Source organism: Stenotrophomonas sp. YIM B06876 (genome assembly GCF_030711595.1).
Taxonomy (GTDB): Bacteria; Pseudomonadota; Gammaproteobacteria; order Xanthomonadales; family Xanthomonadaceae; genus Stenotrophomonas.
On the sequence record NZ_JAUJUJ010000007.1, the window covers coordinates 25,795 to 51,086 of the forward strand.

Genomic DNA, 25,292 nt, shown 5'->3' on the forward strand with positions numbered 1-25,292 from the left:
GGGAAGGTACTTGAAGCATCCCCTGCGGGGCTGTCGCGATCCCGTTGAACACTGCCCAGCCCGGATGCGGCAAACAACGATAGACTCGGCGTCTGTTCAAATTATCCGCTTCAGGTACGTACATGTTTTCCTGGATTCTGGCACTGGTTCTGGCCCTGCTTGTCTGGTGCCTTTCTTCCGCCTATCTCTGGCTGGTCCAACGTCGCAATACCGAAGCCAGTCTTGGGGTCAGTGCGCTGGCAGGGATGCATTGGCGCGATTTTTCGCGGATCGTGCGCCGCGCGATGAGCGAACAGCGCGGCATGCAGGATATGCCGACAACCGGGGAAGACCACCGCGAACCCAGCAGCGATTTCCTGATGCTGCAGAACGGGCAGCCTTGGCTGCTCTCGTGCAAGCACGGCCGCGCCTACCGGATCGGATCAGCCGCGGTCAACGAACTGGGTTCTGCCTTGCGCTTGGCAGGCGCCCGCGGCGGAATTCTGATCACCGAAGGCAAGGTCCAGCGCGACGGCCTGGTGGCGGCGGAAAAACAGTCCATCGAAGTGCTGGATGCCCGCCACCTGTGGCCGTTTCTCAAACCGTATGTCCCGGCCGAAATGGAGTCCCAGGTGACCACCGCCGCCCAGCGTGAAGCGCAGCGCCGGATCGGAATCGCCGCCCTGGCATCCCTCACGCTCGGGCTGCTGGTGGGTATGGGCTACCTGACATCGCATACCGGCAGGTCCGAACTTGCAGCGGAAGCCCCCCTGGTGCCGGCGGCGGCAGCGCCTGCGGACACGGCCACGGTCATGGCCAGCGATGAGGCCACGCCGGCCACTCCGACCGCTGCCGTGGTTGCCGCGCAGGATCTGCTGGAAAACCCGGACGATGAAACGCTGAAGCGTTACCAGCAAGCGGTGTCCAAGGCGTTGGCTCGCACCCCCGGCATCACCAGTGGAATCTGGCTCACCCGGCTTACCCTGGCAGTGGATCGCACCGGCGACGACGATGCCACCTGGCCGTTGATCTGCAAGGAAGTGCAGCGCTACCCGGCGTTGCGTACCGTGCGCATCCAACTCAACCCGCGCCCCGGCACGAACGAGCCGGTGCGCTGGCGCCAGTGCAGCACGATCTGAGTCGCAACACGGCCGCCGGTCCTGGCGGCCGACGTCAGCGCGATCCCGGCGCGAAGCGCGCGACCAGGTCGTAGGAACCGCCCAGGAACATCTGCCGTACCCAGGTGATGGGCTGGTCGCCACGCCAGGTCTGGCGGTCGATCACCAGACACGCGGCGCCGGCCTCCACCTGCAGCAGGGCCGCTTCGGCGGCGGTGGCGGCGATCGCACTGATGCGGTGCTGCGCCCGGGTCCACGACACGTTCTGCAGCAACCAGCTGCCCGGTGCGGTCTGCGAGAAATCCACATCCAGGGTTTCCGGCACGGTCGCCGGGTTGATCAGGCGCTGCTCCAGGGCCAACGGCTGCCCGTCGGCCAGATGCAGGCAGCGCATCGCCAGCAACATGCCCTCGCCCACCAGCTCGACTTCATCGGTTACCTGGCGATTGGCGCGCCGGTGTTGGTGATCCAGCAGCTGGTAAGCGTAACGATGGCCACGCGCGGCTACCGCCGTGGCGATATCCGGGATTTCCAGCGCTACCTGTTCCAGATGCGGATGCTGCCGGGCCACGAACGAGCCGGCGCGGCGGCGGCGCTCGATCATGCCGTTCTCCGCCAGTGCGGTGAGCACCTTGTTGACGGTCATCCGCGAGCAGCCGTACTGCTCCATCAACTCGTGTTCAAACGGAATCCGGAAGCCCGGCCGCCACTCGCCACTGAGGATGCGGCCTTCGATTTCACTGCGGATACGATGATTGAGGGTGGGTGCTTTCTTGCCCTTCACTCGCGGGTTTCCTGCGGGGAGGCGGTGTTGCCAGGGGCCAATCGGCAGCTCACGCCAGCACCCTGGAAAGTGCCGCGGAAAAACGCCTGGCGACGGAATCGCGCTGCAGGTGGCGGCCATGCCGGACCCATTCGCGCCCGCCACGCCAGACTGAGCGCACCGCGCCATTACGTGCAGCGAACAACCAGCTGTCAAGCCAGGCATCACCGCTGCGCGACAGCAGAGCAGGATGCTCCGGGTCCAGCTCGACCAGATCGGCCGGTGCGCCGATGCGCAAGCCATGTTCCACGCCCAAGGCCTGCGCCGCGCCTTGCGCGGCCTGTTCGTACAGCCAGCGGCCACTGGACTGCGCGCCCGGCGAGAGCACGTTGCGTCCGCGCAGCTGCAGGCGTTGGCCGTATTCGAGCAGGCGCAGCTCCTCGGCCGCATCGATCAGCACATTGGAATCCGAACCCACGCCGAAACGCCCCCCCGCCCTGGCGAAGGCCTGCATCGGAAATACCCCGTCGCCCAGGTTGGCCTCGGTGATCGGGCACAGCCCGGCAACCGCATTGCTGGCGATGATGCTGGACAGCTCCGCGGCGTCGACATGGGTGGCATGCACCAGGCACCAGCGGTGATCGACCTGGGCCTGCTCATACAGCCATTGCACCGGGCGCTGGCCGCTCCAGGCCAGACAGGCCTCGACCTCGCGCGTCTGCTCGGCGATATGGATATGCACCGGCCCGCGGTTGAGCGGCAGCAGTGCGGCCAGTTCGGCCCCGGTCACCGCGCGCAGGCTGTGCGGGGCGATGCCCAACACCGCATCGTCCAGTGGTGCCAGCGCCCGGGCGCAGCCTTCCAGAAGCCGGGCGAAGCCCTCCACGTCATGGATCAGGCGGCGTTGCGAAGGATTCGGTGGTGCCCCGCCGAAGTCCGCATGTGCGTAGAACACCGGCAGCAGGGTCAGGCCGATGCCGCTGGTGTGCGCTGCGGCCGCCACGCGCGCAGCCATCTCGGCGCGGTTGGCATATGGCGTGCCGTCGATGGCGTGATGCAGATAGTGGAATTCGCCGACGCGGGTGAAGCCCGACTCGAGCATTTCCACATAGGCCTGCTCGGCGATGGCCTGAAAGCTGTCCGGATCCAGCCGGTCCAGGAAGGTGTACATCAGCTCGCGCCAGCTCCAGAAACTGTCGCCACGGGCGCCGCCAATCTCGGTCAGCCCGGCCATGCCGCGCTGGAAAGCATGGCTGTGCAGGTTACCCAGCCCCGGGATCGCGATCGCCAGCGGCCGGTCGCCCGGGCGCGTGGCGGTACCGGGCTGAACCGAAGTGATGGCGTTCCCACACACTTCGATGCGCACGTCCTGCGCCCAGCCGTGCGGCAGCAGCGCCTGCCGCGCCCAGAAAGAAATGCTTGCCTGCTCTTTCGTTTCCATCGCTGGACACTCTCCGATTGCCGCCATTATTGTATATACAAATATATCCGGGAGTGCCCCCATGCGCTGCGACACCGTCTGGTACAACGCCCATCTGATGACGCTGGACGCCGCCGGCAACGGCCTGGGCGTGATCCGTGATGGCGTGGTCGCCAGCGTGCAGGGCCACATTGTCCATGTCGGCCCGGCCAGCGCGGCGCCGGTCTTCGCGGCGGACGAGCGCATTGATTGCAACGGCCGCTGGATCAGCCCCGGCCTGATCGATTGCCACACCCATCTGGTCTATGCCGGCAACCGCGCCGGCGAATTCGAACAACGCCTGCAGGGTGCAAGCTATGCCGATATCGCCCGCGCCGGCGGCGGCATCGTCTCCACCGTGCGCGCCACCCGCGCCGCCAGCGAGGCCGAACTGCTTGCCGCCAGCCTGCCGCGCTTGGACGCGATGCTGGCCGAGGGCGTCACCACCCTCGAGATCAAATCCGGCTACGGCTTGACCCTGGTGGACGAGGCCAAACAGCTGCACGTGGCCCGACAACTGGGCCAGCTGCGCAAAGTCGAGGTCGTCCGCACCTTCCTGGGTGCCCACGCCATCCCGCCCGGTCGCGATGGGCAGGACTACATCGACGAAGTCTGCCAGGTGATGATCCCGGCCATCGCCGCCCAGGCGCTGGCCGAGGCGGTCGATGTGTTCTGCGAGAACATCGCGTTCTCCCCGGCGCAGGCGCAGCAGGTGTTCGAGGCGGCGCAGCGGCACGGGCTGGCGATCAAGATCCACGCCGAGCAGTTGTCCAACCAGCATGGCGCCGAGCTGGCTGCGCGCTTTGGTGCGCTGTCGGCCGACCATGTCGAGCATCTGGATGATGCCGGCATCGCCGCGATGCGCACGGCCGGCACCACCGCGGTGCTGCTGCCCGGCGCGTTCTATTTCACCCGCGACACCACCCTGCCCCCGATCGGCAAACTGCGCGAAGCCGGCGTTGCGCTGGCGCTGGCCACCGACAGCAACCCCGGCACCTCGCCGCTGACCAGCCCGCTGCTGGCGATGAACATGGCCGCCACCCTGTTCCGCATGACCGTGGACGAGTGCATCGCCGGCTTCACCCGCGAAGCTGCCCGCGCGCTGGGCCGCCATGGGCGCATCGGCCGGTTGGCGACGGGGCTGGAATGCAACCTGGCGATCTGGAACATCGAAGCGCCCGCGGATCTGGTCTACCGCATGGGTTTCAACCCGCTGCACGCCCGCGTCTTCCGCGGCGAACCTGCCCCCTGACAAACACGGCCCTCCGTGTAGGACGACGCAAGTCGCGAACGAAGCTTTCCTGCAAAACACGCTCGCGACTTGCCTCGCTCCTACACCAACACAGGCATTCCGCTTCGCATATCCAATGGAGTAACCCCATGAGTTCCCGCCTCACCCTTCGCCCCGGCCACGTGCCGCTTTCGCAATGGCGGCAGATCTATGACGGCGCGCGCGTCCAGCTGGACCCGGCCGCGCAGGCCGCGGTGCTGCGCAGCGCGCAGGTGGTCGAGGCCATCGTCGCCAAGGGCGATCCCGTGTATGGCATCAACACCGGCTTCGGCAAGCTGGCCAGCGTGCGCATCGAGCGCGAGGACCTGGAAACCCTGCAGCGCAATATCGTGCTCTCCCACGCCGCCGGTGTCGGTGAGCCGATGCCGGCGAATGTCGTTCGGCTGATGATGGCGCTCAAGCTCACCAGCCTGGCCCAGGGCGCCTCGGGCATCCAGCCGAAGACGCTGGCGCTGCTGGAAGCGTTCCTGCAGCACGACTTCATTCCGGTCATTCCGTGCCAGGGCTCGGTCGGCGCTTCCGGTGACCTGGCCCCCCTCTCGCATCTGGCCACGGTGATGATCGGCGTCGGCGAAGCCTTCGTCGATGGCGTGCGCCTGCCGGCAACCGAGGCGCTGGCCCGTATCGGCCAGACGCCGCTGACGCTGGGCGCCAAGGAAGGCCTGGCGCTGCTCAACGGCACCCAGTATTCGACCGCCTACGCGCTGGCCGGGCTGTTCGAGATCGAGACCGTGTTCCAGGCCGCGCTGGTTACCGGCGCGCTGTCGGTGGAAGCGGCCAAGGGCTCGGACACCCCGTTCGATCCGCGCATCCACGCCATCCGTGGCCAGCGCGGACAGATCGCCACCGCCGCCACCCTGCGCCAGCTGATGAGTGGTTCGGCCATCCGCGAATCGCACCGCGACAACGACGTGCGCGTGCAGGACCCGTACTGCCTGCGCTGCCAGCCGCAGGTGATGGGTGCCGCGTTCGACGTCATGCGCCAGGCCGCCACCACGCTGGAGATCGAAGCCAACGGCGTGTCCGACAACCCGCTGGTGTTCACCGATACCGGCGAGGCGCTGAGCGGCGGCAACTTCCACGCCGAGCCGGTGGCGTTTGCCGCCGACATGCTGGCGATGGCGATCTGCGAGATCGGCTCGATCAGCGAACGCCGCACCGCGATGCTGGTGGACCCGGCGCTGTCCGGCCTGCCCGCGTTCCTCACCCCCAAGCCGGGCCTGAACTCGGGCTTCATGATCCCGCAGGTCACCGCCGCGGCGCTGGTCTCGGAGAACAAGCAGCGCGCCTACCCGGCCAGCGTCGATTCCATCCCGACCTCGGCCAACCAGGAAGACCACGTGTCGATGGCCGCGCACGGCGCCCGGCGCCTGCTGGCGATGGCCGAGAACGCCGCCAATGTGGTCGGTATCGAACTGCTGGCCGCCGCGCAGGGCTGTGACTTCCACGCCCCGCTGACCTCCAGCGCCGCGCTGGAGACCGTCCGCGCCACGCTGCGCGCGCAGGTGCCCACGCTGCAGGACGACCGCTACTTCCACCCGGACATGCTCGCCGCCACCACGCTGGTACGCAGCGGCGCCCTTGCCCGCAGCATCGATATCGCACTGCCGGGCGTTGATGCGACAGAGGCTGGCCGCTCCGCATGAGCCGAAGCGTGGGCACCCAGCCGTTGACGTCTCCGGCGTTGCCCTCCCTCCTCCCGCGTGCAACGGAAGCGGGAAAAGGTGGTGCATGGCAGCGGATGGGCGCGCTTCTGCAGTTTGCGTCCAACAACGCCCCCCATCCGCCCTGCGGGCACCTTCCCCCGCAAGCGGTGGAAGGGGGCGGATGGCCGCATCTGTGCGCGCTCAGCACTGATATCCCGCGCGCACCGCCGCGTTTCCCTTCCCTTGCCGCGCTCGCAGAAGAAGGCGACGCGCCCGATGAAGCCGCTCTTCGCAGGCCAGCCCGGCCCGCACTCCCTCCACTCGCCAGCGGACGAAAGGGCGACGCGATACCGGGTGAGGACGCTTCTGCCAGCCGTCTCGAACAGCGCCCCCATCCGCCCTGCGGGCACCTTCCCCCGCAAGCGGTGAAAGGGAGCGGATGGCCGCATCTGTGCGCGCACGGTGGCGGCCACCTGCCTGCACAGCAGGTCTCCCTTCTCCCGCGTGCGGGAGAAGGTGGCGCGAAGCGCCCGATAAGGGGCGCTCCTCTGCCAGTCTTCAGCCACCAACCAAACCCGCACCACGCTTCAGGAGATTGCCATGACCCACGCACCTGACTGGCTGCAGATCCACCGCGGTGATGCGCCGTTGATCCTCAGCTTTCCGCATACCGGCACCGCGCTGCCCGAAGAACTGGCTGGTGACTTCGTCTCGCCATGGCTGGCGCGCCGCGATGCCGACTGGTGGGTGCACGAGCTGTACGCCTTCGCCAAAGACCTCGGCGCCACCACCGTGCGCACCGCTATCTCGCGCTCGGTGATCGACGTCAATCGCGATCCGCGCGGTATCAGCCTGTATCCGGGCCAGAACACCACCGGTCTGTGCCCGCTGACCACCTTCGACAACCAGCCGCTGTACCGCGAGGGCTGCGTCCCCGATGAGGCCGAAATCGCGCGACGCCGGGCGATCTGGTTCGACCCCTACCACGCCGCACTGGAAACGGAAATCGCCCGTTTGCGCGCGCAGCACGGCAGCGTGGTCGTCTACGACGCGCATTCGATCCGCTCGCGCATCCCGCACCTGTTCGAGGGCGAGCTGCCGCAGTTCAACCTCGGCACCGCCGGTCCCACTGGCGAGCCGGACACCTCCTGCGACAACGCGCTGGCCGATGTGGTCGACAACCTGTGCTCGCTCAGCGGCATGAGCCATGTGCGCAACGGCCGCTTCAAGGGTGGCTGGATCACCCGCCATTACAGCGACATCCCCGCCGGCGTGCACACCCTGCAGATGGAGCTGGGTTGTCGCGGATACATGCATGAGCCGGCACGGATCGACGAACACAACTGGCCCTCGCCCTACGACCCCGGTCACGCCACCGCACTGCGCGACACCCTGCAACAGGTGCTGCGCGCCTGCCTCGACTTTGCTTCCCGGAGAGATGCATGAACACCCGTCACGATCCTTCCCGCCACCCACGCGCGCCGCGCGGCGCCACGCTCAACTGCAAGTCCTGGCAGACCGAAGCGCCGTTCCGGATGCTGCAGAACAACCTCGATGCCGAAGTGGCCGAAGACCCCGCCTCGCTGGTGGTCTACGGCGGCATCGGCCGTGCCGCGCGCGACTGGGAGAGCTACGACAAGATTCTGGAAACGCTCAAGCGGCTGGACGACAACCAGACCCTGCTGGTCCAATCCGGCAAGCCGGTCGGCGTGTTCCCCACCCACCCCGACGCCCCGCGCGTACTCATCGCCAACTCCAATCTGGTGCCGCACTGGGCCAACTGGGAGCACTTCAACGAGCTCGATAAGAAGGGCTTGATGATGTACGGGCAGATGACCGCCGGCAGCTGGATCTACATCGGCAGCCAGGGCATCGTCCAGGGCACCTACGAGACCTTCGTGGAGATGGGCCGCCAGCACTACGGCGGCAGCCTCACCGGCAAGTGGATTCTCACCGCTGGCCTCGGCGGCATGGGCGGCGCGCAGCCGCTGGCCGCCTCGCTGGCCGGTGCCAGCTCGCTGACCATCGAATGCCGCCAGAGCAGCATCGATTTCCGCCTGCGCACCCGCTACGTGGACGAACAGGCCACCGATATCGACGACGCGCTGGCCCGCATCGCCAGGTACACCGCCAGCGGTGAAGCCAAGTCCATCGCCCTGCTCGGCAACGCCGCCGAGATCCTGCCCGAGCTGGTCCGCCGTGGCGTGCGCCCGGATGCGGTCACCGACCAGACCAGCGCCCACGACCCGGTGCACGGCTACCTGCCGATCGGCTGGACGGTCGAGCAGTGGCTCAGCGAACAGAAGGCCAACCCTTCGATGGTGCGTGACGCCGCCAAGGCCGCTATGCGCGTACATGTGGAGGCGATGCTGGCCTTCCACGCCGCCGGCGTCCCGACGGTGGACTACGGCAACAACATCCGCCAGATGGCCTTCGACGAGGGTCTGAAGAACGCCTTCGACTTCCCCGGTTTCGTGCCGGCCTATGTGCGCCCGCTGTTCTGCCGCGGCGTCGGCCCGTTCCGCTGGGTCGCGCTGTCCGGCGACCCGGAAGACATCTACAAGACCGACGCCAAGGTCAAGGAGATCATCGCCGATGACCCGCACCTGCACCGCTGGCTGGACATGGCGCGCGAGCGCATCGCCTTCCAGGGGCTGCCGGCGCGCATCTGCTGGGTCGGCCTGGGCCTGCGCCACAAGCTGGGCCTGGCCTTCAACGAGATGGTCCGCAACGGCGAACTCAGCGCGCCGGTGGTGATCGGCCGCGACCATCTGGACAGTGGCAGCGTCGCCTCGCCCAACCGCGAGACCGAAGCGATGAAGGACGGCTCCGACGCCGTCTCCGACTGGCCGCTGCTCAACGCCATGCTCAACGTCGCCGGCGGCGCCACCTGGGTCAGCCTGCACCACGGCGGCGGCGTCGGCATGGGCTACTCGCAGCATTCGGGCGTGGTGATCGTCTGCGACGGCAGCGAAGCCGCTGACAAGCGCATCGCCCGCGTGCTGTGGAACGACCCGGCCACCGGCGTCATGCGCCACGCCGATGCCGGGTACGACATCGCCATCGACTGCGCGAAGGAAAAGGGGCTGGACCTGCCAGGGATTCTCGGCTGATTCACCCTGCCGGAGCGGAAACATCCCGCTCGGTTATTCGCAGAACCGCAAAAGGCAGCCTCCGGGCTGCCTTTTGTCTTGCTGCCAAATTTCAGAGCCGTAGGCTGGGTTGGCTTCATCAACCCAGCTTCGTTGGAAACGGAAAATCAAGATCAAAGGCATTCCGTTTGCTGTCGCAACCGGGTCACTTTTGACCAGCCATTCGGCCGTTGAAGAGCGCTTGACGCAGCAAAAGTAACCAACGGAGCGTAGCGACGAACGGCGAAGCCGGCCCGAAGGGCGAGCACCACGGTGCGAGTCAAACCGCTTGCGCCGGACGGGTACCGATGCGGTAGAGCCGCATCGGTACCCTGCGTTTCTCGCGGAACGGGGCGGCGCGGAACTCGCTGCGCTCAGACACCCGCGCCTTCTCCCCCCGGCTACGCTGCGATGCTCGGCATGCTTTCACGGCTTTGGAAATTCAAATGCTGCCAGCAACAGCAACCCAGTGCCGCTGCCTTTCTGGCTGGCTGCCTTTTATCCGCGGCGCTGCTATGGTCCATCCAGCTACAGGGGGCTGCATGGGACGCAAGCGCAAACCCAATGGACTGATGGACGCTGTGGCAGTAATGCCGTGGCAAGGCGGCGTGGCACTTGCCGTCATCGGATTCCTGTTTATCCGATATGGACTCGCCGGCTGGCTGCTCAATACCGGCGGCATGCTGGCACCAGCGTTCTCGCCAATGCTCAAACTGCTGGCGTGGTTCTGGCTGGTGGCCTGCCTGCTCGGCGCCTTGGCATCGTTCTTCAACGCCCGGAAGAGGCGCCGCCTGCTCGATACCCGGACCAATCTGGAAAGCCTCTCCACCGGCTGGAGAAATTTCGAACAGCTGGTCGGCGAAGCCTTCCGGCGCCAGGGATACAGCGTCGATGAAAATCACCGGCCCGGCCCTGATGGCGGTATCGATCTGGTCCTGCACAAGGGCGGACACCGCACCCTTGTCCAATGCAAACAGTGGAGACGACAGCAGGTGGGCGTCGCCGTCGTCCGCGAGATGTACGGCCTGCTGGTCCATTACAACGCCGACGCGGTGAAGATCGTCAGCACCGGAACCTACACCCATGCTGCAGAGGTATTTGCCGATGGCAAACCCATCGAGCTGGTGACAGGCGAAGAGCTGCTGCGGATGATCCGCACGGCGCAGGCCCCGCCCCAGGCGGATGCCAAGACTCCTTCTGCCGGACGTGTTGAGACAGTCGGCAACCGCCCAGCCGATGGCGTATTTCCCTGCCCCCGGTGCGGTGCCGGAATGGTCGAGCGTCGCAACCGGCGAACGGGAGATGTCTTCAAGGGGTGCAGCCGGTTCCCCGCATGCCGGGGAACCGGCTGAACACACCGGATCAAGTTCTTCTGTCCCTGATTTTCGGCCTTGCCTACTGGAGAAGATCGCGGAGCGGCAACCCCGCGGTCAGCGCCGGTGATATCCGGGCAATCCCAACTGCCACGGTAATCCCCCACCTTCAAACGTTCTTCCTGCATGGGCCCGGAAATAACGCTACCTGGAGCTCGGCTTCACTCGACCCCGCTCCCGCGCAAGTCGGCTCGGCAACGCGATCCAGGGATGGGGCGCAGTGCTGGGCCTAGCTTTCCAGAACCATCGGGAAATCCTTAAAAATCCATGAAATACGTGGGCTTGATCGACACTCGGACCGATTCTATCGGCCGGGAATGACACTTTTGAAGTGACGGAGGGTACGCCTTCTGTTAACTTTCAAAAAAATAACAAGGTTTACAGAGGGCCGTCTTGCCTCGCGCGAACGCTCTCGATATCCGCTCCTTCCCGTCTTTGCCCTTCCCTTCCGACGCCAGCTCCCTGCCGCAGCCGCCTCCTCGCGGCTGCGCCTGTGCTGCTGTCAACGGCGGCGGGCGAAACCTCTCTGCCAGAACCGATCTACGCATGCCTGTCTTCCCGTTCCGCCCCTGTTCCCCTGCCCTGTCCCTGACCTCCATCGCGGTTCTTACCGGCTTGGCCACTGCCAGCGCACATGCCGCGCCTTCCGGGCAGGCCGTCACCCTGGATTCGGTCAAGGTGACCGCTACCGATGCCACCACCCAGGCACGCCAGGCGCTGCACCGTGTTGCCGGCGGCAGCAACGTGATCGATCTCAACGACGTTGGCCGGGGCCGGGTCGGTGGTACCGCCGATGTGTTGGCTTACCAGCCGGGCATCAACGCGCAATCGCCTGGCAACGAAGGCACCAAGGTGTCGATCCGCGGCTCGGGCATCAATCGCGGGCCCGGCGCGCACGCCTCCGGTGTTTCGGTATCGCTCGACGCCCTGCCGCTGAGCGGCCCCGGCGGCACCCCGTATGAGCTGCTGGAGCCGCTGTGGCTGAGCCGGGTGGAAGTGCTGCGCGGGGCGAACGGTTTTGACCGCGGTGCGCTGGCGCTGGGCGGGGCGATCAATTACGTCACCCGCAGCGGCCGCGATTCGCCGGGACTGCAATTGCATTACGAAGCGGGCAGCCATGGCTATCAGAAACGCAGCGTGGCCTATGCCGGCGCGACGGGCGATGCCGATTATTTCCTGGCCTACACCGACAGCGCGTATGACGGTTACCAGCAGCACGCCGCCGGCAACGGGAAAGGCATGGCGGCGAACCTCGGCTGGCAGATCAGCCCGGAGCTGCAGACCCGTTTCACCGTGCGCTATCGCCAGACCGATCACCAGACACCCGGGCGACTGACCCGTGAGCAGATCCGCCATCAGCCGCGCGCCGCCAACCCCGCCAGCGTGGCGATCGATGCGCGCCGCCCACAGCCGGGCAGCACCTGGATCGGCAATACCACCACCTTGCAACTGGACGCCGATTCCTCGCTGCAGGCCGGGCTGGTCTATCACCGCTATCCGATGGATCTGAACGAAAGCCTGTACCGGCAGCAGCTGGACTACGCCAACCTCAACGGCACGCTGGATTACCGGCGCCGGCATGCGCTGTTCGGCCACGACAGCGTCACCACTGTCGGTGTGCGCGTGACCCATGACCTCGACGCCGATGTGCGCGAGACCCTGCGCGTTGCCAACAACGGCTACCCGGCCGGCACCCCTACCCGCGACTTCATGCACCACGGCACTGACAGCGTGCTGCACGTCGGCAACGATCTGGCGCTGAGCGACACCCTGCGGCTGCAGACCGGAGTGGCGCTGATCCACACCCGGCGCGAGGTACGGGTGACCTGGCCGGTGACTGACGAAAACCTTGCCGGACGCGCATGGGACTACGCCCCGCGCGTAGGCTTCAGCTGGCAGGCCACGCCGGCAACGCAATGGTTCGGCAACCTGAGCCGTTCGGTCGAACCGGCGCACCCGTGGTCGATGATCTGGGGCTCGAACCGGTACTTCGCGCCTGGCCACGGCCCCTCCAGCGGTCGCCAGCGTGCCGCCGTGCCGCTCGACAACCAGAGCGCCAGCACGCTGGAACTGGGCGCGCGCGGCGATGGCCCGCTTGGCCGCTGGGAGCTGACCGGCTACTACGCCCATGTGCGCCACGAGCTGCTGAGCGTGGAACTGCAACCGCTGCCCAATCTGTTCGTGGCCGAAAACAACGCCAGCCCCACCGTGCATCGTGGGCTGGAAGCCGGCCTCGACAGCGCCTTGTGGCAGGGCGACGCCGGCCGGCTGTCGCTGCGTCAGGCCTATACCTTCAGCGATTTCCGCTACCGCCATGATGCGCGCTTTGGCGACAACCGCCTGCCCGGCCTGCCACGTCATTACTATCAGGCGCAGCTGCGCTACCAGCATCCTTCCGGCCTGTACGCCGGGTTCACTACCGAATACGCATCGACGATGGCGGTGGACTATGCCAACACCTTCTACGCCGACAGCCATCTGATCTTCGGCACCCGGCTCGGCGTTGATGCGCCCGGCGGCCGCTGGCAGGGCTGGCTGGAGCTGCGCAACCTGGGCGACCGCCACTATGCCGCCACGGTGACCCCGGGCTATGACGATGCCGGCAAGGATCTGGCCCGCTCCACTCCGGGCGAAGGGTTCGGGATGTACGCCGGGCTGCGCTGGAGATTCGACTGAGCGCAGCGGCAATGCCGCACGCCATCCCGGTCCTGCCCGAGGTTTTGGCTGATTGCCACGACGCCGGAAACATCACTCGTCCTATCCGACTTCCGCGGCCAAGGTCGCAGCGGAAATGGGATGTGGGCAGCGTTCGCAACTGCGCGGCGCGGGCGACTGATTGAGCGCGGCAGCCCTCCGCTGCGCGTGGATGCAAACACCACAGGCACCGGAATTCCGGTGCGCTGCGGCGGGATCAAATCCAAAGTCCGGCCTGCCCCCGAGGCAGGCCGGACCGCGATTTCTTATCGCTTGGCCGCGGCCTTTTCCGCCGGGGCGTTCTTCACGTAGCGGTCGAACCAGGCCAGCATTTCCGCCACCAGCTGCTCGTTGGATTCCAGCGCGGTGTACCAGTGCGGTTCGTGCGGCAGCATCACCAGCCGGGTGGTGCCGCCGTTGCCACGGATGGCCTGGTAGAACTTGCGCGACTGGAACGGCTCGGTGCCGGGATTGGCGTCGTCCTCACCGTGGACCAGCAGCAACGGCAACTTGAGTTTGTCGGCATAGAAGTACGGCGACGCCTTCAGGTACACATCCTGCGCCTGCCACACCGAACGGCGTTCGTTCTGGAAACCGAACGGGGTGAACGTCTTGTTGTACGAGCCACTGGTGGCCACGCCGGCGCGGAACAGATCGGTGTGCGCGATCAGATTGGCGGTCATCAGCGCGCCATGACTGTGCCCGGTCACGCCGATACGGTTGCGGTCCACCACCCCCAGTTCCACCGCCTTGTCCACGGCCGCGCGGGCATTCGCTTCAAGCTGTTCCAGATAGGTGTCGTAGGCGCTTTTCGGATCGCCGACGATCGGGAACGAGGCGTTATCGATGATCGCGTAGCCGGCCAGCAGCATCAGCCGGTACGGTGCCAGCCGGGTGAAGGTCTGCTGTGAACCGGACACCTGCGCGGCCTGCTCGGCATTGGCGAAATCGGCCGGATACGCGTACAGGATCGCCGGCACGCGCTGCCCTTCGGTGTAGCCCGGTGGCGTGTACAGGGTGAAGGACAGATCGACACCGTCAGCGCGCTTGTACGTCACCAGCCGCTTCTGGATCTGCCGCACTTCCGGCGTGGGGTCTTCCAGACGGGTCAACGCGGTAGTGCTGGAGGCATATTGCGCCTCACCGGCCCGGGCCGCGCCATCGCGCGCGCCCAGCTCGCGCACGAAGGCGTTGGGCGGATCGATCACCGACTGGTGCCAGCTGAGGAAGCGGCCGGGGACGGCGGTGAAGCCGAGGAACTGGTCATAGGCATCGGTGCCGCTGCGGAACAGGCGTTCGCTCTTGAGCGTGCGCAGATCCAGCCGGTCGAGGAACGGGCGATCGCCCTGCGCCGAAGCGCCCTGCCCGCGCAGGAACACCTGGCCATCTTCCTCGCGCACCACCAGCGCGCCGTTGGGCAGACGCCGGTAGACGAAGTTGCCGGGGTCGCCATACAGCTCGTCGCTGGACAGATCCCACAACAGCCGGCCGGCCTGCATCGGCTTGTCGACATCGACGATGCGGGTCTGGCGCCAGTGGCGGTTCTCGTCGTATTCGTCGAGGAAGGCCAGCTCCGGCCGCTCGCCCCAGGCGATGCCATTGAAGCGCTGCGTGGTACGGGCGATTTCCCGCGGCTTGGCGGTGAACGGCGCCTTGAGCATCAGCACGCGGTCGCGCTGCGGCACGCTGACGTTCCAGTCGCCCTTGTCCAGCGCTTCGGCCCAGACCAGCGTGGCCGGCTCGGTCGCGCGCCAGTCGAAATCACGCGGACCTTCAGGCACGCCGCGGATCGGCACACGCTCGGCCAGAGGCAACGAGGCAATCTGCAGGCGCTTCCCGCTATCCAGATCCAGCACGTCCACGTCATAGGCGAAGCGCTGGTAGGTGACCGCATGCGAGAACGGCGGGCGGATGGTTTCGGTCAGCACATGCACGCCATCGGGCGCGGCGCTGATACCGTTGAACAGCTGCGGCGCGCCGATTTCGCGCACCTTGCCCGAACCGGCGTCCACCACCGCCAGCTGCGACTGCCCGTAGTAGGCGAAGCGCTTTTCGTCATACGCACTGGTCAGCGTGTCGCGGGTTTCATAGGTGCTGCTCTGCCCGGTGGCGCCCAGCGATTCCTGCACGTCCGGCCCGGACGGCACGCCGTGGTCGGACGGCGCAGCGCCTTGCCGGGCTGGCACCAGTTTGACCAGCAGGTGGCGGCCGCCATCGAGCCACTGCACGGTGCTGCCGAAAATCGGATTGAGGCGCACCCCGGGCATCTGCCGCACCTGCCCGGTCGCCGCGTCGCCGACCCACAGCTGCACCGAATCGGCCACCACATTCTGGAAGGCGAAGCGCTGGCCATCGGGCGACCACAGCGCCATGCCGGCGCAGGCATCGGCCGGCAGCGGCACCCGGATTTGCCTGCCACTGGCGATGTCCACCACGGTGAAATCGGCTACGCACGAGGGAATGCCGTAGCCGCCCGGAGTGTCATGGCGGCTACGGTTCTTCGGCTCCAGACGCACGCCGGCCAGCTTCAGATACGGCTGCGCGACGCGGGTGATCGACGGATAGGTCTGCACGGTGGTGAGCAGCAGGCGCTGTCCGGTCGGATCGATGCTGGGCGCGGGCGGAGGCGGTGCTTTCAGCACCTTGAGCAGGTTGGCTGGCGGTGTGGCGTATTCGGCCAGCGCCATCGGCGTCCAGCACAGCGTGGTGACGGCGGCGGCCAAGGCCACGGACCAGGCGGGTCTAGCGGTGAGCATCGTTTTTCTCCTTGCACGCGAATGGCTGACCGTATGCAACGCCACGGCCGGACGACGGCTGAATCTAGCACCGGCCCTCCCGTCGCACGCCCGCCATTGGTCAGGGGCTGTCGGCCGCATTGCAGAAAGCCGGCGCAAAAAAAAGCGCCGGCATTGCTGCCGGCGCTTCGGTTCATGCAGTTGGCGGCAGGCCCTCAGGCTTCCGCGGGCGGCACAACTGCAGCGTCGTCCGCCACGATTGCCTCGGCATCCTCCATGCCGTCATCGCCCGAATCCAGCGACGCATCGAGCCGTTCCACGGCCTGCAGCTTCTCGCCCTTGGACAGGCGGATCAGGGTGACACCCTGGGTGTTGCGGCCGACCCGCGAGATCTCCGATGCACGGGTCCGCACCAGCGTGCCGCCATCGGAAATCAGCAGGACCTCGTCGGCACCACCCAGCAGCACCGCGCTGACCAGCCTGCCGTTGCGCTCGCTGGTCTGGATGCCGATCACGCCCTGCGTGCCCCGCCCCTTGCGCGGATACTCCGGCAGCGGCGTGCGCTTGCCATAGCCGTTCTCGGTCGCGGTCAGGATGTACAGCGCATCGGGATCCTCGGCACCGTCTTCCAGCACAACCTCGGCGGAACCGGTGGAGATGTCCTCGACGACTGCATTGTCCTCCTCACCCTCTTCTTCGGCGCCGCCGGCCCTTTCAGCAACGATCAGGCTGACCACTTCCTCACCCTTGGCCAGCTTGATGCCGCGCACACCGGTAGCGGTACGCCCCATCGAACGCACGCGGTCTTCGCCGAAACGCACCGTCTTGCCGTTGGACGCGAACATCAGCACGTCGCGCTCACCGTCGGTCAGCGCAACGCCGACCAGCGCATCGTCATCGTCAAGATTGATGGCGATCTTGCCGCGCGCCAGACGGAACGCGAATTCGCTCAGCGGGGTCTTCTTCACCGTGCCATGGCGGGTGGCGAAGAACACGAACTTGGTTTCGTCGTACTCGCGCACCGGCAATACCGCCTGCACGCGCTCACCGTTCTCCAGCGGAATCCAGTTGATGATCGGACGGCCGCGGGCGTTGGAGCCGGCCTCCGGCAACTGGTGCACCGGCAGCCAGAACACCTTGCCGCTGCTGGTGAAGGTCAGCAGTGTGTCATGGGTATTGACCAGCCACAGCTGCTCGATGAAGTCCTCGTCCTTGGTCGCCGCCGCGCTACGGCCACGACCGCCGCGACGCTGGGCGCGGTAGTCGCTGACCGGCTGGCGCTTGGCATAGCCGGCACGCGACAGCGTGACCACCACGTCTTCCGGGGCGATCAGGTCGAGGATGTCGAGGTCTTCCTCGCTGTGGCGGATTTCGGTGCGACGTTCGTCGCCGAATTCGCTGCGCACGGCAATCAGCTCGTCACGGATCACCTGCAACAGCACATCCGGGTTTTCCAGGATGCGGATCAGGCCGGCAATGGCCTCCAGCAGCAGTTTGTATTCTTCGGTAAGGCGATCCTGCTCCAGCCCGGTGAGGCGGTGCAGGCGCATTTCCAGGATCTGCGTGGCCTGGATGTCACTGAGCTGGTAATTGCCATTGACCAGGCCAATGCCCTTGGGCAGATCTTCCGGGCGCGAAGCCTCGGCGCCAGCGGCACCCAGCAGCGCACCGACCAGACCCGGCTCCCAGGTTTTCGTCAGCAGGCGCTCTTTGGCCTCGCCCGGATTGGCCGACGTCTTGATCAGCTCGATCATCTCGTCGATGTTGGCCAACGCGACCGTCAGGCCTTCCAGCACGTGCGCGCGGGCGCGGGCCTTGCGCAGTTCAAAGATGGTGCGGCGGGTGACCACTTCGCGCCGGTGGCGGACAAACGCCTCCAGCATCTGCTTGAGGTTCAGCAGCTGCGGGCGGCCATCGACCAGCGCCACCATGTTGATGCCGAACACCGACTCCATCTGCGTCTGCTGGTAGAGGTTGTTGAGCACAACCTCGGCCGACTCGCCGCGCTTGATTTCGATGTAGATGCGCATGCCGTCCTTGTCGGACTCGTCGCGCAGCTCGCTGATGCCTTCGAGCTTCTTTTCCTTGACCAGCTCGGCGATCTTTTCGATCAACCGCGCCTTGTTCACCTGGTACGGAAGCTCGGTGACGATGATCGATTCGCGACCGTTGTCGGCCACCTCGATCTCGGCCTTGGAACGGATGCGCACCCGGCCCCGGCCGGTCCGGTAGCCGGCGATGATGCCCGCGGTACCGTTGATGATGCCCGCGGTCGGGAAGTCCGGACCGGGGATGTACTCCATCAGCCCGTCGACATCGATCTCGGGGTTCTCGATCAGCGCGATGCAGGCGTTGATCGACTCGGTCAGGTTGTGCGGCGGGATATTGGTCGCCATGCCGACCGCGATACCGGCCGACCCGTTGACCAGCAGGTTCGGGAACCGGGTCGGCATGACCGTCGGCTCCAGTTCCTTCTCGTCGTAGTTGGGCTGGAAATCGACCGTTTCCTTGTCGATATCGGCCATCAGCTCATGCGTCAGCCGCGACATCCGGGCTTCGGTGTAGCGCATTGCCGCGGCGGAATCGCCATCGACCGAACCGAAGTTACCCTGGCCATCGACCAGCATGTAACGCAGCGAGAACGGCTGCGCCATGCGCACCAGCGTGTCGTACACCGACTGGTCGCCATGCGGATGGTATTTACCGATCACGTCACCGACGATACGCGCCGACTTGAAGTACGCCTTGTTGCTGTGGGCACCCAGCTCGTTCATCGCGAACAGCACACGGCGATGGACCGGCTTGAGGCCATCGCGGGCATCGGGGAGTGCGCGCCCCACGATCACGCTCATCGCGTAATCGAGGTAACTCTTGCGCATCTCGTCTTCCAGGTTGACCTGGATGATTTCCTTGGCGTTTTCTGCCATTCGGGTTCCGTATTCTGGTAGCGATCCGGCCGTGGATGCCGCCTGCCCCAACCAGCACAATCGGCCTGTTCAGGAGAGGCATCCCGGGCTTGCGGTTCAACCCGTGAATCCTAGCACAAACCACCCCTTTCCGCTGCTTTTTGCCGGGTTGAAACAAGCACTTGCGGCCGCGGCCGCGATATTGCGGGAACGCGTTGAAACACCTCAGGCCGCGAAAGCGGCCGCCATCGATTCGCGGTCCGGATGTTCGATCACGCCGCGTTCGGTAACGATGGCGTCGATCAGCCCGCCGGGGGTCACATCGAACACCGGGTTCCAGGCCGTGATGCCTTCAGCCACCGTGCGGCTGCCACCCACGCCAAACAACTCGCCCGGGTCACGCTGTTCGATTTCAATCTGTCCGCCGTCGGCGGTGGCCATATCCACCGTCGAGGACGGCGCCACCACCATGACCTTGACGCCGTGGTGGCGGGCGGCGATCGCCAGCTGATAGGTGCCGATCTTGTTGGCGGTGTCACCGTTGGCACAGATACGGTCGGCGCCGACGATGACCCATTGCACCACGCCGGTCTTCATCAGATGCGCGGCGGCCGAATCGGCAATCAGGGTGGCGTCGATGCCGTCCTGCTGCAGCTCCCACACGGTCAGCCGCGCCCCCTGCAGCCACGGCCGGGTCTCACCGGCAAATACCCGGTCGATGCGCCGCTGCGCCACGCCGGCACGGATCACGCCCAGGGCGGTGCCGAAACCGGCGGTGGCCAGCGAGCCGGTGTTGCAGTGGGTCAGCACGCCACTGCCGGCCGCGATCAGCCCGGCACCGAGGGTACCCATGAGGTGGTTGGCCGCCAGGTCTTCGTCGGCGATGGCCCGCGCTTCGCGCTCGGCCACCTGTTTCCAGTCACTGCGGGCGGCCGCCAGGGCACGGCGCATCCGCGCCAGTGCCCAGGCCAGGTTGACCGCGGTCGGACGCGAGGCGTTCAGCCGCTGCAGGGCCGGCTCCAGTGCCAGCAGCGCTTGCGCACCATCAGCGGCGTCGACGGTGCGGGCGGCAAGCACCACGCCCCAGGCCGCCGCGATACCGATGGCCGGCGCACCGCGCACGGTTAGGGCATGGATCGCCTCGGCAACCTCGTCGCTGCTGTGGCACTGCACATGCTCCACCACGAACGGCAACTTGCGCTGATCCAGCAGCTCCAGCGCATCACCTGTCCACTGGATCGGACGGATGCGGTCGTAACGGGCGTAATCGATGGGGGCGGAATCGTTCATCGGGCCATTGTAATCGGCAGCGGCAAAGCGGGTCAGCGTCAGTCCGCGGAAAATTCGGCGCGGCAGCCCTTGTCCACCCACACGCCATCGCGGGTCCAGCCCCAGTTGCGCCCTTCTTCGCACGGAGTCCCCGACAGCTGCCGGAGCAAGGTGACCCGGTGCTGGACGCTGACACCGCATTCGCGGCGGAGACCGCCCTTGGATTCACACACCAGCTTGCGCGGGATATCGACAAACCCGCTGCCATCCTCAGCGCCGACCTCGAACTCGCCCTGGCACCCCCGCGTCACCCAGAGCTCGTTGCGTTTGACCCCCCAGCTGTGCCCCTCACGACACGGCATCGCCGAGTGCTGCTTCAGCAGTCGCACCGGGGCGCCGCGCAGGATCACCGGACAGCTCTGCGGACGCCCGCTGGATTCGCAGCGGATCACCCGCCGTGTCGGACGCGCGGATGCCGGCGTGATCCGACTGAACTCGGCGCGACATCCGTGACTGACCCACACCCCGCTCGCATCGGCGCCCCAGGTGCTCTCGCGGATGCAGCTGCGTTCGGAAAGCTGCCTTGCCAGCTGAATTCCGCCAGGCGCCTCCAGATCACAGTGCACGCGTTCCATATCGCGTGATTCGCAGCGCACCACCTGGTCGGCATAGCGCGACGGGGCCGGCGCAGCGGCCCCCGCCATTGCCGGAAGCGCCAGTAACAGCAGGCTGCTGCACATCCTCATCGGTCTTGCCCCCTGGAACGTCTTTGAACAATAAACAGCGTCGTACCCTCCATGGGACGCTGTGATCAGAACACCATCATCATGCGACAGGCAAGACAGAACGGTGACGGAGTGGGATCAGGCGGATCGCGAGCTTGCCTCAGGCGTTGGCGAAATCGAACGCCAGCACCTCGTCGATGCGTGCAGTGGACGCCAGCGCCATCAGCAAGCGGTCCACCCCCACCGCTACGCCGGCGCAGGGCGGCATTTGCGGCAACGCCTGCAGCAGGCATTCATCGATCGGCGGCAACACGCTGCCACGCGCGTGGCGTACCGCGTGGTCACGCTCGAAACGGGCGCGCTGCTCGAGCGGATCGGTGAGCTCGTGATAGCCGTTGGCCAACTCGATGTTGCCCAGATACAGCTCGAAACGCTCCGCCAACGGCGGCGAGCCGGGGCGGATCTTCGCCAGGGCCGCCTGCGTGGCGGGCCAGTCGTGGACCACGGTGATGCCTTCGGCAGGAAATGCCGGCTGGATGCAGTGGGTCATCAGCAGGTCGAGCCAGTCATCACGGGTCAGCCCGTCCGGATCGAGCGCGATATCGGCCAGCGGCGCACGCAGCTGCGCCTGGCTGGCGGTGAACGGGTCCACGCCGACGCCATCGACGAACAGCTCGCGGAAGGTGGTGACGCGCAGTTCCGCCCCGCGCCCGACCAGCGCCAGCGCAGCGCGGACCAGCGCCACGGTCTCGTCGATCAGCCGATGATGGTCCCAGCCCACCCGGTACCACTCGAGCATGGTGAATTCGGGATTGTGGCGCCCGCCGGCTTCACCGTTGCGGAAGACCCGGCCCAGTTCATAGCAGTCGCCGACACCGGCCGCCAACAGGCGTTTGAGCGGATATTCGGGCGAGGTACGCAGCCAGCGCACCGGGGAGCCGGCATCGACGTGGCCACTGAAGCGGGTCTGGAAACTGTCGATGTTCGGCTCGGTGTTGCCCGCCTCGGACAGGATCGGCGTTTCCACCTCGAGCACATCCCGCCGCGCGAAAAAATCACGGATCAGCGCATTGAGCCTGGCCCGCTGGCGCAGCGCCTGGATCACGAATGCGTGCTCCGCACCGCCCCGGTCAGCGGCAGGGTGAGGATGTCGCGGCTGTCATCGTTGAATCCGGCCGACAGATACAACGCCTTGGCGCGTTCGTTGTGGTGGTTCACCTCCAGCCGCAGCACGCTGGCGCCCTGGCCGCTGGCCCATTCGCGTGCCAGCTGCAAGGCTTGCCGGCCCCAACCGCGGCCGCGCGCCGATGGCAGCAGATACAGCTCGTCGAGCAAGATGAAGCGACCGCCCTGCTCCACGCTGAAACACCAGCCCAGGGTGATGTAACCGGCCAGCGGCATGTCCTGCGAACCGAGCAGCAGCAGCGCGCCGCAGGCCGGGTCCTGGAGCAGGCTGTGCAGGCCCGGTTCCACGCGCGCGGCGTCATAGAGGATTTCGTCTTCCTGATAGAAGTCGCGCACCATCGCCAGGACCTGGGGAAACTCGGCGGGGGTGGCCCTGCGGGCCTGCAATACGTTGGTCATGATGTTTTTTCGTTCTCGTTCAAAAACTGCAGCAGGCGCGACTCGTCCCAGACGTCCACACCGAGCTCGTTGGCTTTGTCCAGTTTCGAGCCCGCCTCGGTACCGGCCACCACGAAACTGGTTTTCTTCGACACGCTGCCTGCCACCTTCGCGCCCAACGCTTCCAGCCGGGCCTTGGCATCATCGCGGTTCATCTGCGACAGGGTGCCGGTCAGCACCACGNAACTGGTTTTCTTCGACACGCTGCCTGCCACCTTCGCGCCCAACGCTTCCAGCCGGGCCTTGGCATCATCGCGGTTCATCTGCGACAGGGTGCCGGTCAGCACCACGGTCTGCCCGTCCAATACCCCGGCGTGCTGGTCGGTGATCTGCGGCACGCGCTCCAGCAGGCGGGCCAATGCATCGCCGCTGGCCGAGAACAGCTCCGCATTGCCCGGCACCTCCAGCCAGGCACCGAGCGCAAGCGCCGTTTCGCTGGGCAAGCCGGCCGTGACGAAGTTGTGGATGTCCTCATCCAGGATCGCCGCCGCCGAGGGAAACGCGGCAGCCAGCTGTTCGGCGCGCAGCTTGGTGATCCTGGGGATTTCCAGGTCCAGCAGCAGCGACGCCAGTCCCAGCCCGCCGCGCAACTTCGGCGATGGTGCATGGGTATCGGTGATGCGCACCCCGCGCTGCAGCAGCTCATCGATGGCTTGCTGGTTGCCCGGCTGGCTCATGAAATGGCCAATCGAGCGCGCCACCTCGCCACCGATATCCGGCACCCGCTTGAACAGCGGCCACGGCAGGTGACGGACCAGCTCCAGATCGCCGAACCAGCTCGCCAATGCCTTGGCCGTACTTTCACCGACATGTTCGATGCCCAGCGCGAACAGCAGCCGCTCCAGGGTGGTGTCACGGCTGTTGCTGATCGCCGTGATCAGGTTGTCGGCCCAGCGCGTGGCAATCTTCTTCGCGTTCCACTCGAACCGCGCCGGGATCGCCATGGCCTGCGCCCGCCAGCCGCCATTGCCCGGATCCAGCGTGAGAATGCGGTTCAGATACACGCCGCTGCCTTCGGCAGACAGATGCGGGCTGACCAGGCTGGCCAGCGCTTCCGGCGACGCCGCATCGAGCACCAGTTTGAGCAACAGCAGCTGGTCACGCTGCAGCTGGTACAGATCGGCCACGCCGCGCACGCTGCCGGCATCGACCAGGGTTTCGATATAGCGATCGCCCAGACCATCGATATCCATCGCCTTGCGCGAGGCGAAATGGGCGATGGCCTCCTTGCGCTGCGCCGGACAGCTCAGTTCGCCGGAACAGCGCCATACCGCCGCACCTTCCTCGCGCACGACTTCCGCGCCGCATACCGGGCACTGCATCGGCATCTGCCAAGGCACGGTACCCGCTGGCCGCTGGCCGGTGATCACACTGACCACCTCGGGAATGACATCGCCGGCCCGGCGCACGATCACCGTATCGCCTACGCGTACATCCAGCCGCGCGATCTGGTCGGCGTTGTGCAGGGTGGCATTGGTGACCACCACGCCGGCCACATGCACCGGCTGCAACCGTGCCACGGGCGTAGCCGCACCGGTGCGGCCGATCTGGATCTCGATCGCCTCCACGGTGGTGGTCTGTTCCTGCGCAGGGAATTTGTGGGCGATGGCCCAGCGCGGGGCGCGGGCGACGAAGCCCATCGCCTGCTGGCCTTCGCGGTCGTCCAGCTTGTAGACCACGCCGTCGATATCGAATGCCAGTCCGTCGCGGCGGGCGCCGATGTCCTGGTAGTAATCCAGCAAGCCCTGCACCCCTGCCACGACCATGCACAGGTCGCTGACCGGGAAGCCCCACTGCTGCAAACGTTGCAGCGTTGCCGAATGGGTGTCCGGCAACTCGCCGCCCGTCACCTCACCGGTACCGTAGGCGAAGAAGCTGAGCGGCCGCTGCGCACTGATCCTGGGGTCCAGCTGCCGCAGCGACCCGGCGGCGCCGTTGCGCGGATTGGCCAGCACCTTGCCGCCCTGCCGCCGCGCCTGTTCGTTGTAGCGCTCGAAATCCGCCCGCGGCATGTACACCTCGCCACGCACCTCCAGCACTGCCGGCCAGCCCTGCCCCCGCAGCTGCTGCGGGATCACCTTGATCTGGCGCAGATTGGCGCTGACATCCTCGCCCTTGGCGCCGTCACCGCGCGTGGCGCCCTGCACGAACACCCCGTTCTCATAGCGCAGACTGATGGCCAGGCCATCGAGTTTGGGTTCGGCGGAAAATACCAGCTGCGCGCGGTGCAGGCGCTCGTCGATGCGTCGCACGAAATCGCGCACTTCCTCTTCGCTGAAGGCATTGCCCAGCGAGAGCATCGGCATCGCGTGCACCACCTCGGGAAAGCGCGAGGACGGTTTGCCACCGATCTGGTGGGTCGGCGAGTCGGGCGAATCCAGTTCCGGATGCAAGGCTTCCAGCGCTTCAAGCTCGCGCAGCAGCCGGTCGTATTCGGCGTCGGGAATCAGCAGCTCGTCGCGCTCGTGATAGGCACTGGAAGCGCGGGCCACCTGCTGCCGCAACGCGGCGATCTGTTGCTGGACGGGGGAGTCGGAAGTCATCCGGCGATTTTAACCGGCCGCAGGCCTGGCCGCTGAT

Annotated in this window: 16 protein-coding genes; 7 read left to right on the forward strand and 9 right to left on the reverse strand. The window is 66.4% G+C overall.

Features of this window, described 5'->3' with window-relative positions; all coding sequences use genetic code 11:
- Positions 1 to 122: 122 nt before the first annotated feature.
- Positions 123 to 1,118, forward strand: a complete 996-nt coding sequence (locus QZH66_RS04990) for a restriction endonuclease (RefSeq protein ID WP_305804860.1) — start codon at positions 123 to 125, stop codon at positions 1,116 to 1,118.
- A 34-nt stretch (positions 1,119 to 1,152) separates the two neighbouring features.
- On the opposite strand, the gene hutC is transcribed toward QZH66_RS04990, so the two are convergent.
- Both hutC and QZH66_RS05000 read right to left on the reverse strand, forming a co-directional pair.
- Positions 1,153 to 1,881 (reverse strand): histidine utilization repressor, encoded by a 729-nt coding sequence (gene hutC, locus QZH66_RS04995; RefSeq protein ID WP_305804861.1) that lies wholly within the window; start codon positions 1,879 to 1,881, stop codon positions 1,153 to 1,155.
- A 49-nt stretch (positions 1,882 to 1,930) separates the two neighbouring features.
- On the reverse strand, positions 1,931 to 3,301 hold the full coding sequence (locus tag QZH66_RS05000) for a formimidoylglutamate deiminase (RefSeq protein ID WP_305804862.1): 1,371 nt from the start codon (positions 3,299 to 3,301) through the stop codon (positions 1,931 to 1,933).
- 61 nt (positions 3,302 to 3,362) lie between these two features.
- Between QZH66_RS05000 and hutI the strand changes: the two genes are divergently transcribed.
- From hutI to QZH66_RS05030, 6 genes are all read left to right on the forward strand, one after another.
- A complete protein-coding gene (hutI, locus tag QZH66_RS05005) occupies positions 3,363 to 4,571 on the forward strand; it encodes an imidazolonepropionase (RefSeq protein WP_305804863.1) in 1,209 nt (402 codons plus the stop codon).
- 128 nt (positions 4,572 to 4,699) lie between these two features.
- Positions 4,700 to 6,256: a histidine ammonia-lyase gene (gene hutH / locus QZH66_RS05010; protein WP_305804864.1), complete on the forward strand. Its 1,557-nt coding sequence runs from the start codon at positions 4,700 to 4,702 to the stop codon at positions 6,254 to 6,256.
- A 600-nt stretch (positions 6,257 to 6,856) separates the two neighbouring features.
- Positions 6,857 to 7,702 carry an N-formylglutamate deformylase gene (hutG, locus tag QZH66_RS05015; RefSeq protein WP_305804865.1) on the forward strand — a complete coding sequence of 282 codons (846 nt, stop codon included), beginning with the start codon at positions 6,857 to 6,859 and terminating at the stop codon, positions 7,700 to 7,702.
- Positions 7,699 to 9,369, forward strand: coding sequence for a urocanate hydratase (gene hutU / locus QZH66_RS05020; RefSeq protein ID WP_305804866.1), 1,671 nt, complete (start codon positions 7,699 to 7,701; stop codon positions 9,367 to 9,369). The genes hutG and hutU overlap by 4 nt, the downstream gene beginning before the upstream one ends.
- A gap of 560 nt (positions 9,370 to 9,929) precedes the next feature.
- Positions 9,930 to 10,739: a restriction endonuclease gene (locus QZH66_RS05025; protein ID WP_305804867.1), complete on the forward strand. Its 810-nt coding sequence runs from the start codon at positions 9,930 to 9,932 to the stop codon at positions 10,737 to 10,739.
- 567 nt (positions 10,740 to 11,306) lie between these two features.
- Entirely contained in the window at positions 11,307 to 13,436 is a 2,130-nt protein-coding gene (locus tag QZH66_RS05030) for a TonB-dependent receptor (RefSeq protein ID WP_305804868.1), read from the forward strand.
- A gap of 284 nt (positions 13,437 to 13,720) precedes the next feature.
- Here QZH66_RS05030 and QZH66_RS05035 read toward each other — a convergent pair whose 3' ends face one another.
- The 7 genes from QZH66_RS05035 to ligA form a co-directional block, all read right to left on the reverse strand.
- On the reverse strand, positions 13,721 to 16,210 hold the full coding sequence (locus QZH66_RS05035) for a prolyl oligopeptidase family serine peptidase (RefSeq protein WP_305804869.1): 2,490 nt from the start codon (positions 16,208 to 16,210) through the stop codon (positions 13,721 to 13,723).
- Between the two features lie 194 nt (positions 16,211 to 16,404).
- A complete protein-coding gene (gene gyrA / locus QZH66_RS05040) occupies positions 16,405 to 19,116 on the reverse strand; it encodes a DNA gyrase subunit A (protein ID WP_305804870.1) in 2,712 nt (903 codons plus the stop codon).
- A gap of 204 nt (positions 19,117 to 19,320) precedes the next feature.
- On the reverse strand, positions 19,321 to 20,385 hold the full coding sequence (mtnA, locus tag QZH66_RS05045; protein ID WP_305804871.1) for an S-methyl-5-thioribose-1-phosphate isomerase: 1,065 nt from the start codon (positions 20,383 to 20,385) through the stop codon (positions 19,321 to 19,323).
- A gap of 38 nt (positions 20,386 to 20,423) precedes the next feature.
- Positions 20,424 to 21,068, reverse strand: a complete 645-nt coding sequence (locus QZH66_RS05050) for a DUF3011 domain-containing protein (protein ID WP_305804921.1) — start codon at positions 21,066 to 21,068, stop codon at positions 20,424 to 20,426.
- Between the two features lie 181 nt (positions 21,069 to 21,249).
- Entirely contained in the window at positions 21,250 to 22,194 is a 945-nt protein-coding gene (gene epmA / locus QZH66_RS05055) for an EF-P lysine aminoacylase EpmA (protein WP_305804872.1), read from the reverse strand.
- Complete coding sequence (locus tag QZH66_RS05060; protein ID WP_305804873.1) at positions 22,191 to 22,673, reverse strand: GNAT family N-acetyltransferase; 483 nt, start codon at positions 22,671 to 22,673, stop codon at positions 22,191 to 22,193. Before QZH66_RS05060 ends, epmA begins: the two co-directional genes overlap by 4 nt.
- On the reverse strand, positions 22,670 to 25,255 hold the full coding sequence (gene ligA, locus QZH66_RS05065; protein ID WP_305804874.1) for an NAD-dependent DNA ligase LigA: 2,586 nt from the start codon (positions 25,253 to 25,255) through the stop codon (positions 22,670 to 22,672). The genes QZH66_RS05060 and ligA overlap by 4 nt, the downstream gene beginning before the upstream one ends.
- Positions 25,256 to 25,292 lie beyond the last annotated feature (37 nt).

Excerpts from the sequence above, each read along its gene's own strand:
- QZH66_RS05050 (WP_305804921.1), bottom strand. The coding sequence starts at position 21,068 with ATGGCGGGGGCCGCTGCGCCGGCCCCGTCGCGCTATGCCGACCAGGTG.
- QZH66_RS05030 (WP_305804868.1), top strand. The coding sequence starts at position 11,307 with ATGCCTGTCTTCCCGTTCCGCCCCTGTTCCCCTGCCCTGTCCCTGACC.
- QZH66_RS05035 (WP_305804869.1), bottom strand. The coding sequence starts at position 16,210 with ATGCTCACCGCTAGACCCGCCTGGTCCGTGGCCTTGGCCGCCGCCGTC.
- hutG (WP_305804865.1), top strand. The coding sequence starts at position 6,857 with ATGACCCACGCACCTGACTGGCTGCAGATCCACCGCGGTGATGCGCCG.
- hutU (WP_305804866.1), top strand. The coding sequence starts at position 7,699 with ATGAACACCCGTCACGATCCTTCCCGCCACCCACGCGCGCCGCGCGGC.
- gyrA (WP_305804870.1), bottom strand. The coding sequence starts at position 19,116 with ATGGCAGAAAACGCCAAGGAAATCATCCAGGTCAACCTGGAAGACGAG.
- QZH66_RS05025 (WP_305804867.1), top strand. The coding sequence starts at position 9,930 with ATGGGACGCAAGCGCAAACCCAATGGACTGATGGACGCTGTGGCAGTA.
- QZH66_RS05000 (WP_305804862.1), bottom strand. The coding sequence starts at position 3,301 with ATGGAAACGAAAGAGCAGGCAAGCATTTCTTTCTGGGCGCGGCAGGCG.
- hutH (WP_305804864.1), top strand. The coding sequence starts at position 4,700 with ATGAGTTCCCGCCTCACCCTTCGCCCCGGCCACGTGCCGCTTTCGCAA.
- hutI (WP_305804863.1), top strand. The coding sequence starts at position 3,363 with ATGCGCTGCGACACCGTCTGGTACAACGCCCATCTGATGACGCTGGAC.
- mtnA (WP_305804871.1), bottom strand. The coding sequence starts at position 20,385 with ATGAACGATTCCGCCCCCATCGATTACGCCCGTTACGACCGCATCCGT.
- QZH66_RS05060 (WP_305804873.1), bottom strand. The coding sequence starts at position 22,673 with ATGACCAACGTATTGCAGGCCCGCAGGGCCACCCCCGCCGAGTTTCCC.
- QZH66_RS04990 (WP_305804860.1), top strand. The coding sequence starts at position 123 with ATGTTTTCCTGGATTCTGGCACTGGTTCTGGCCCTGCTTGTCTGGTGC.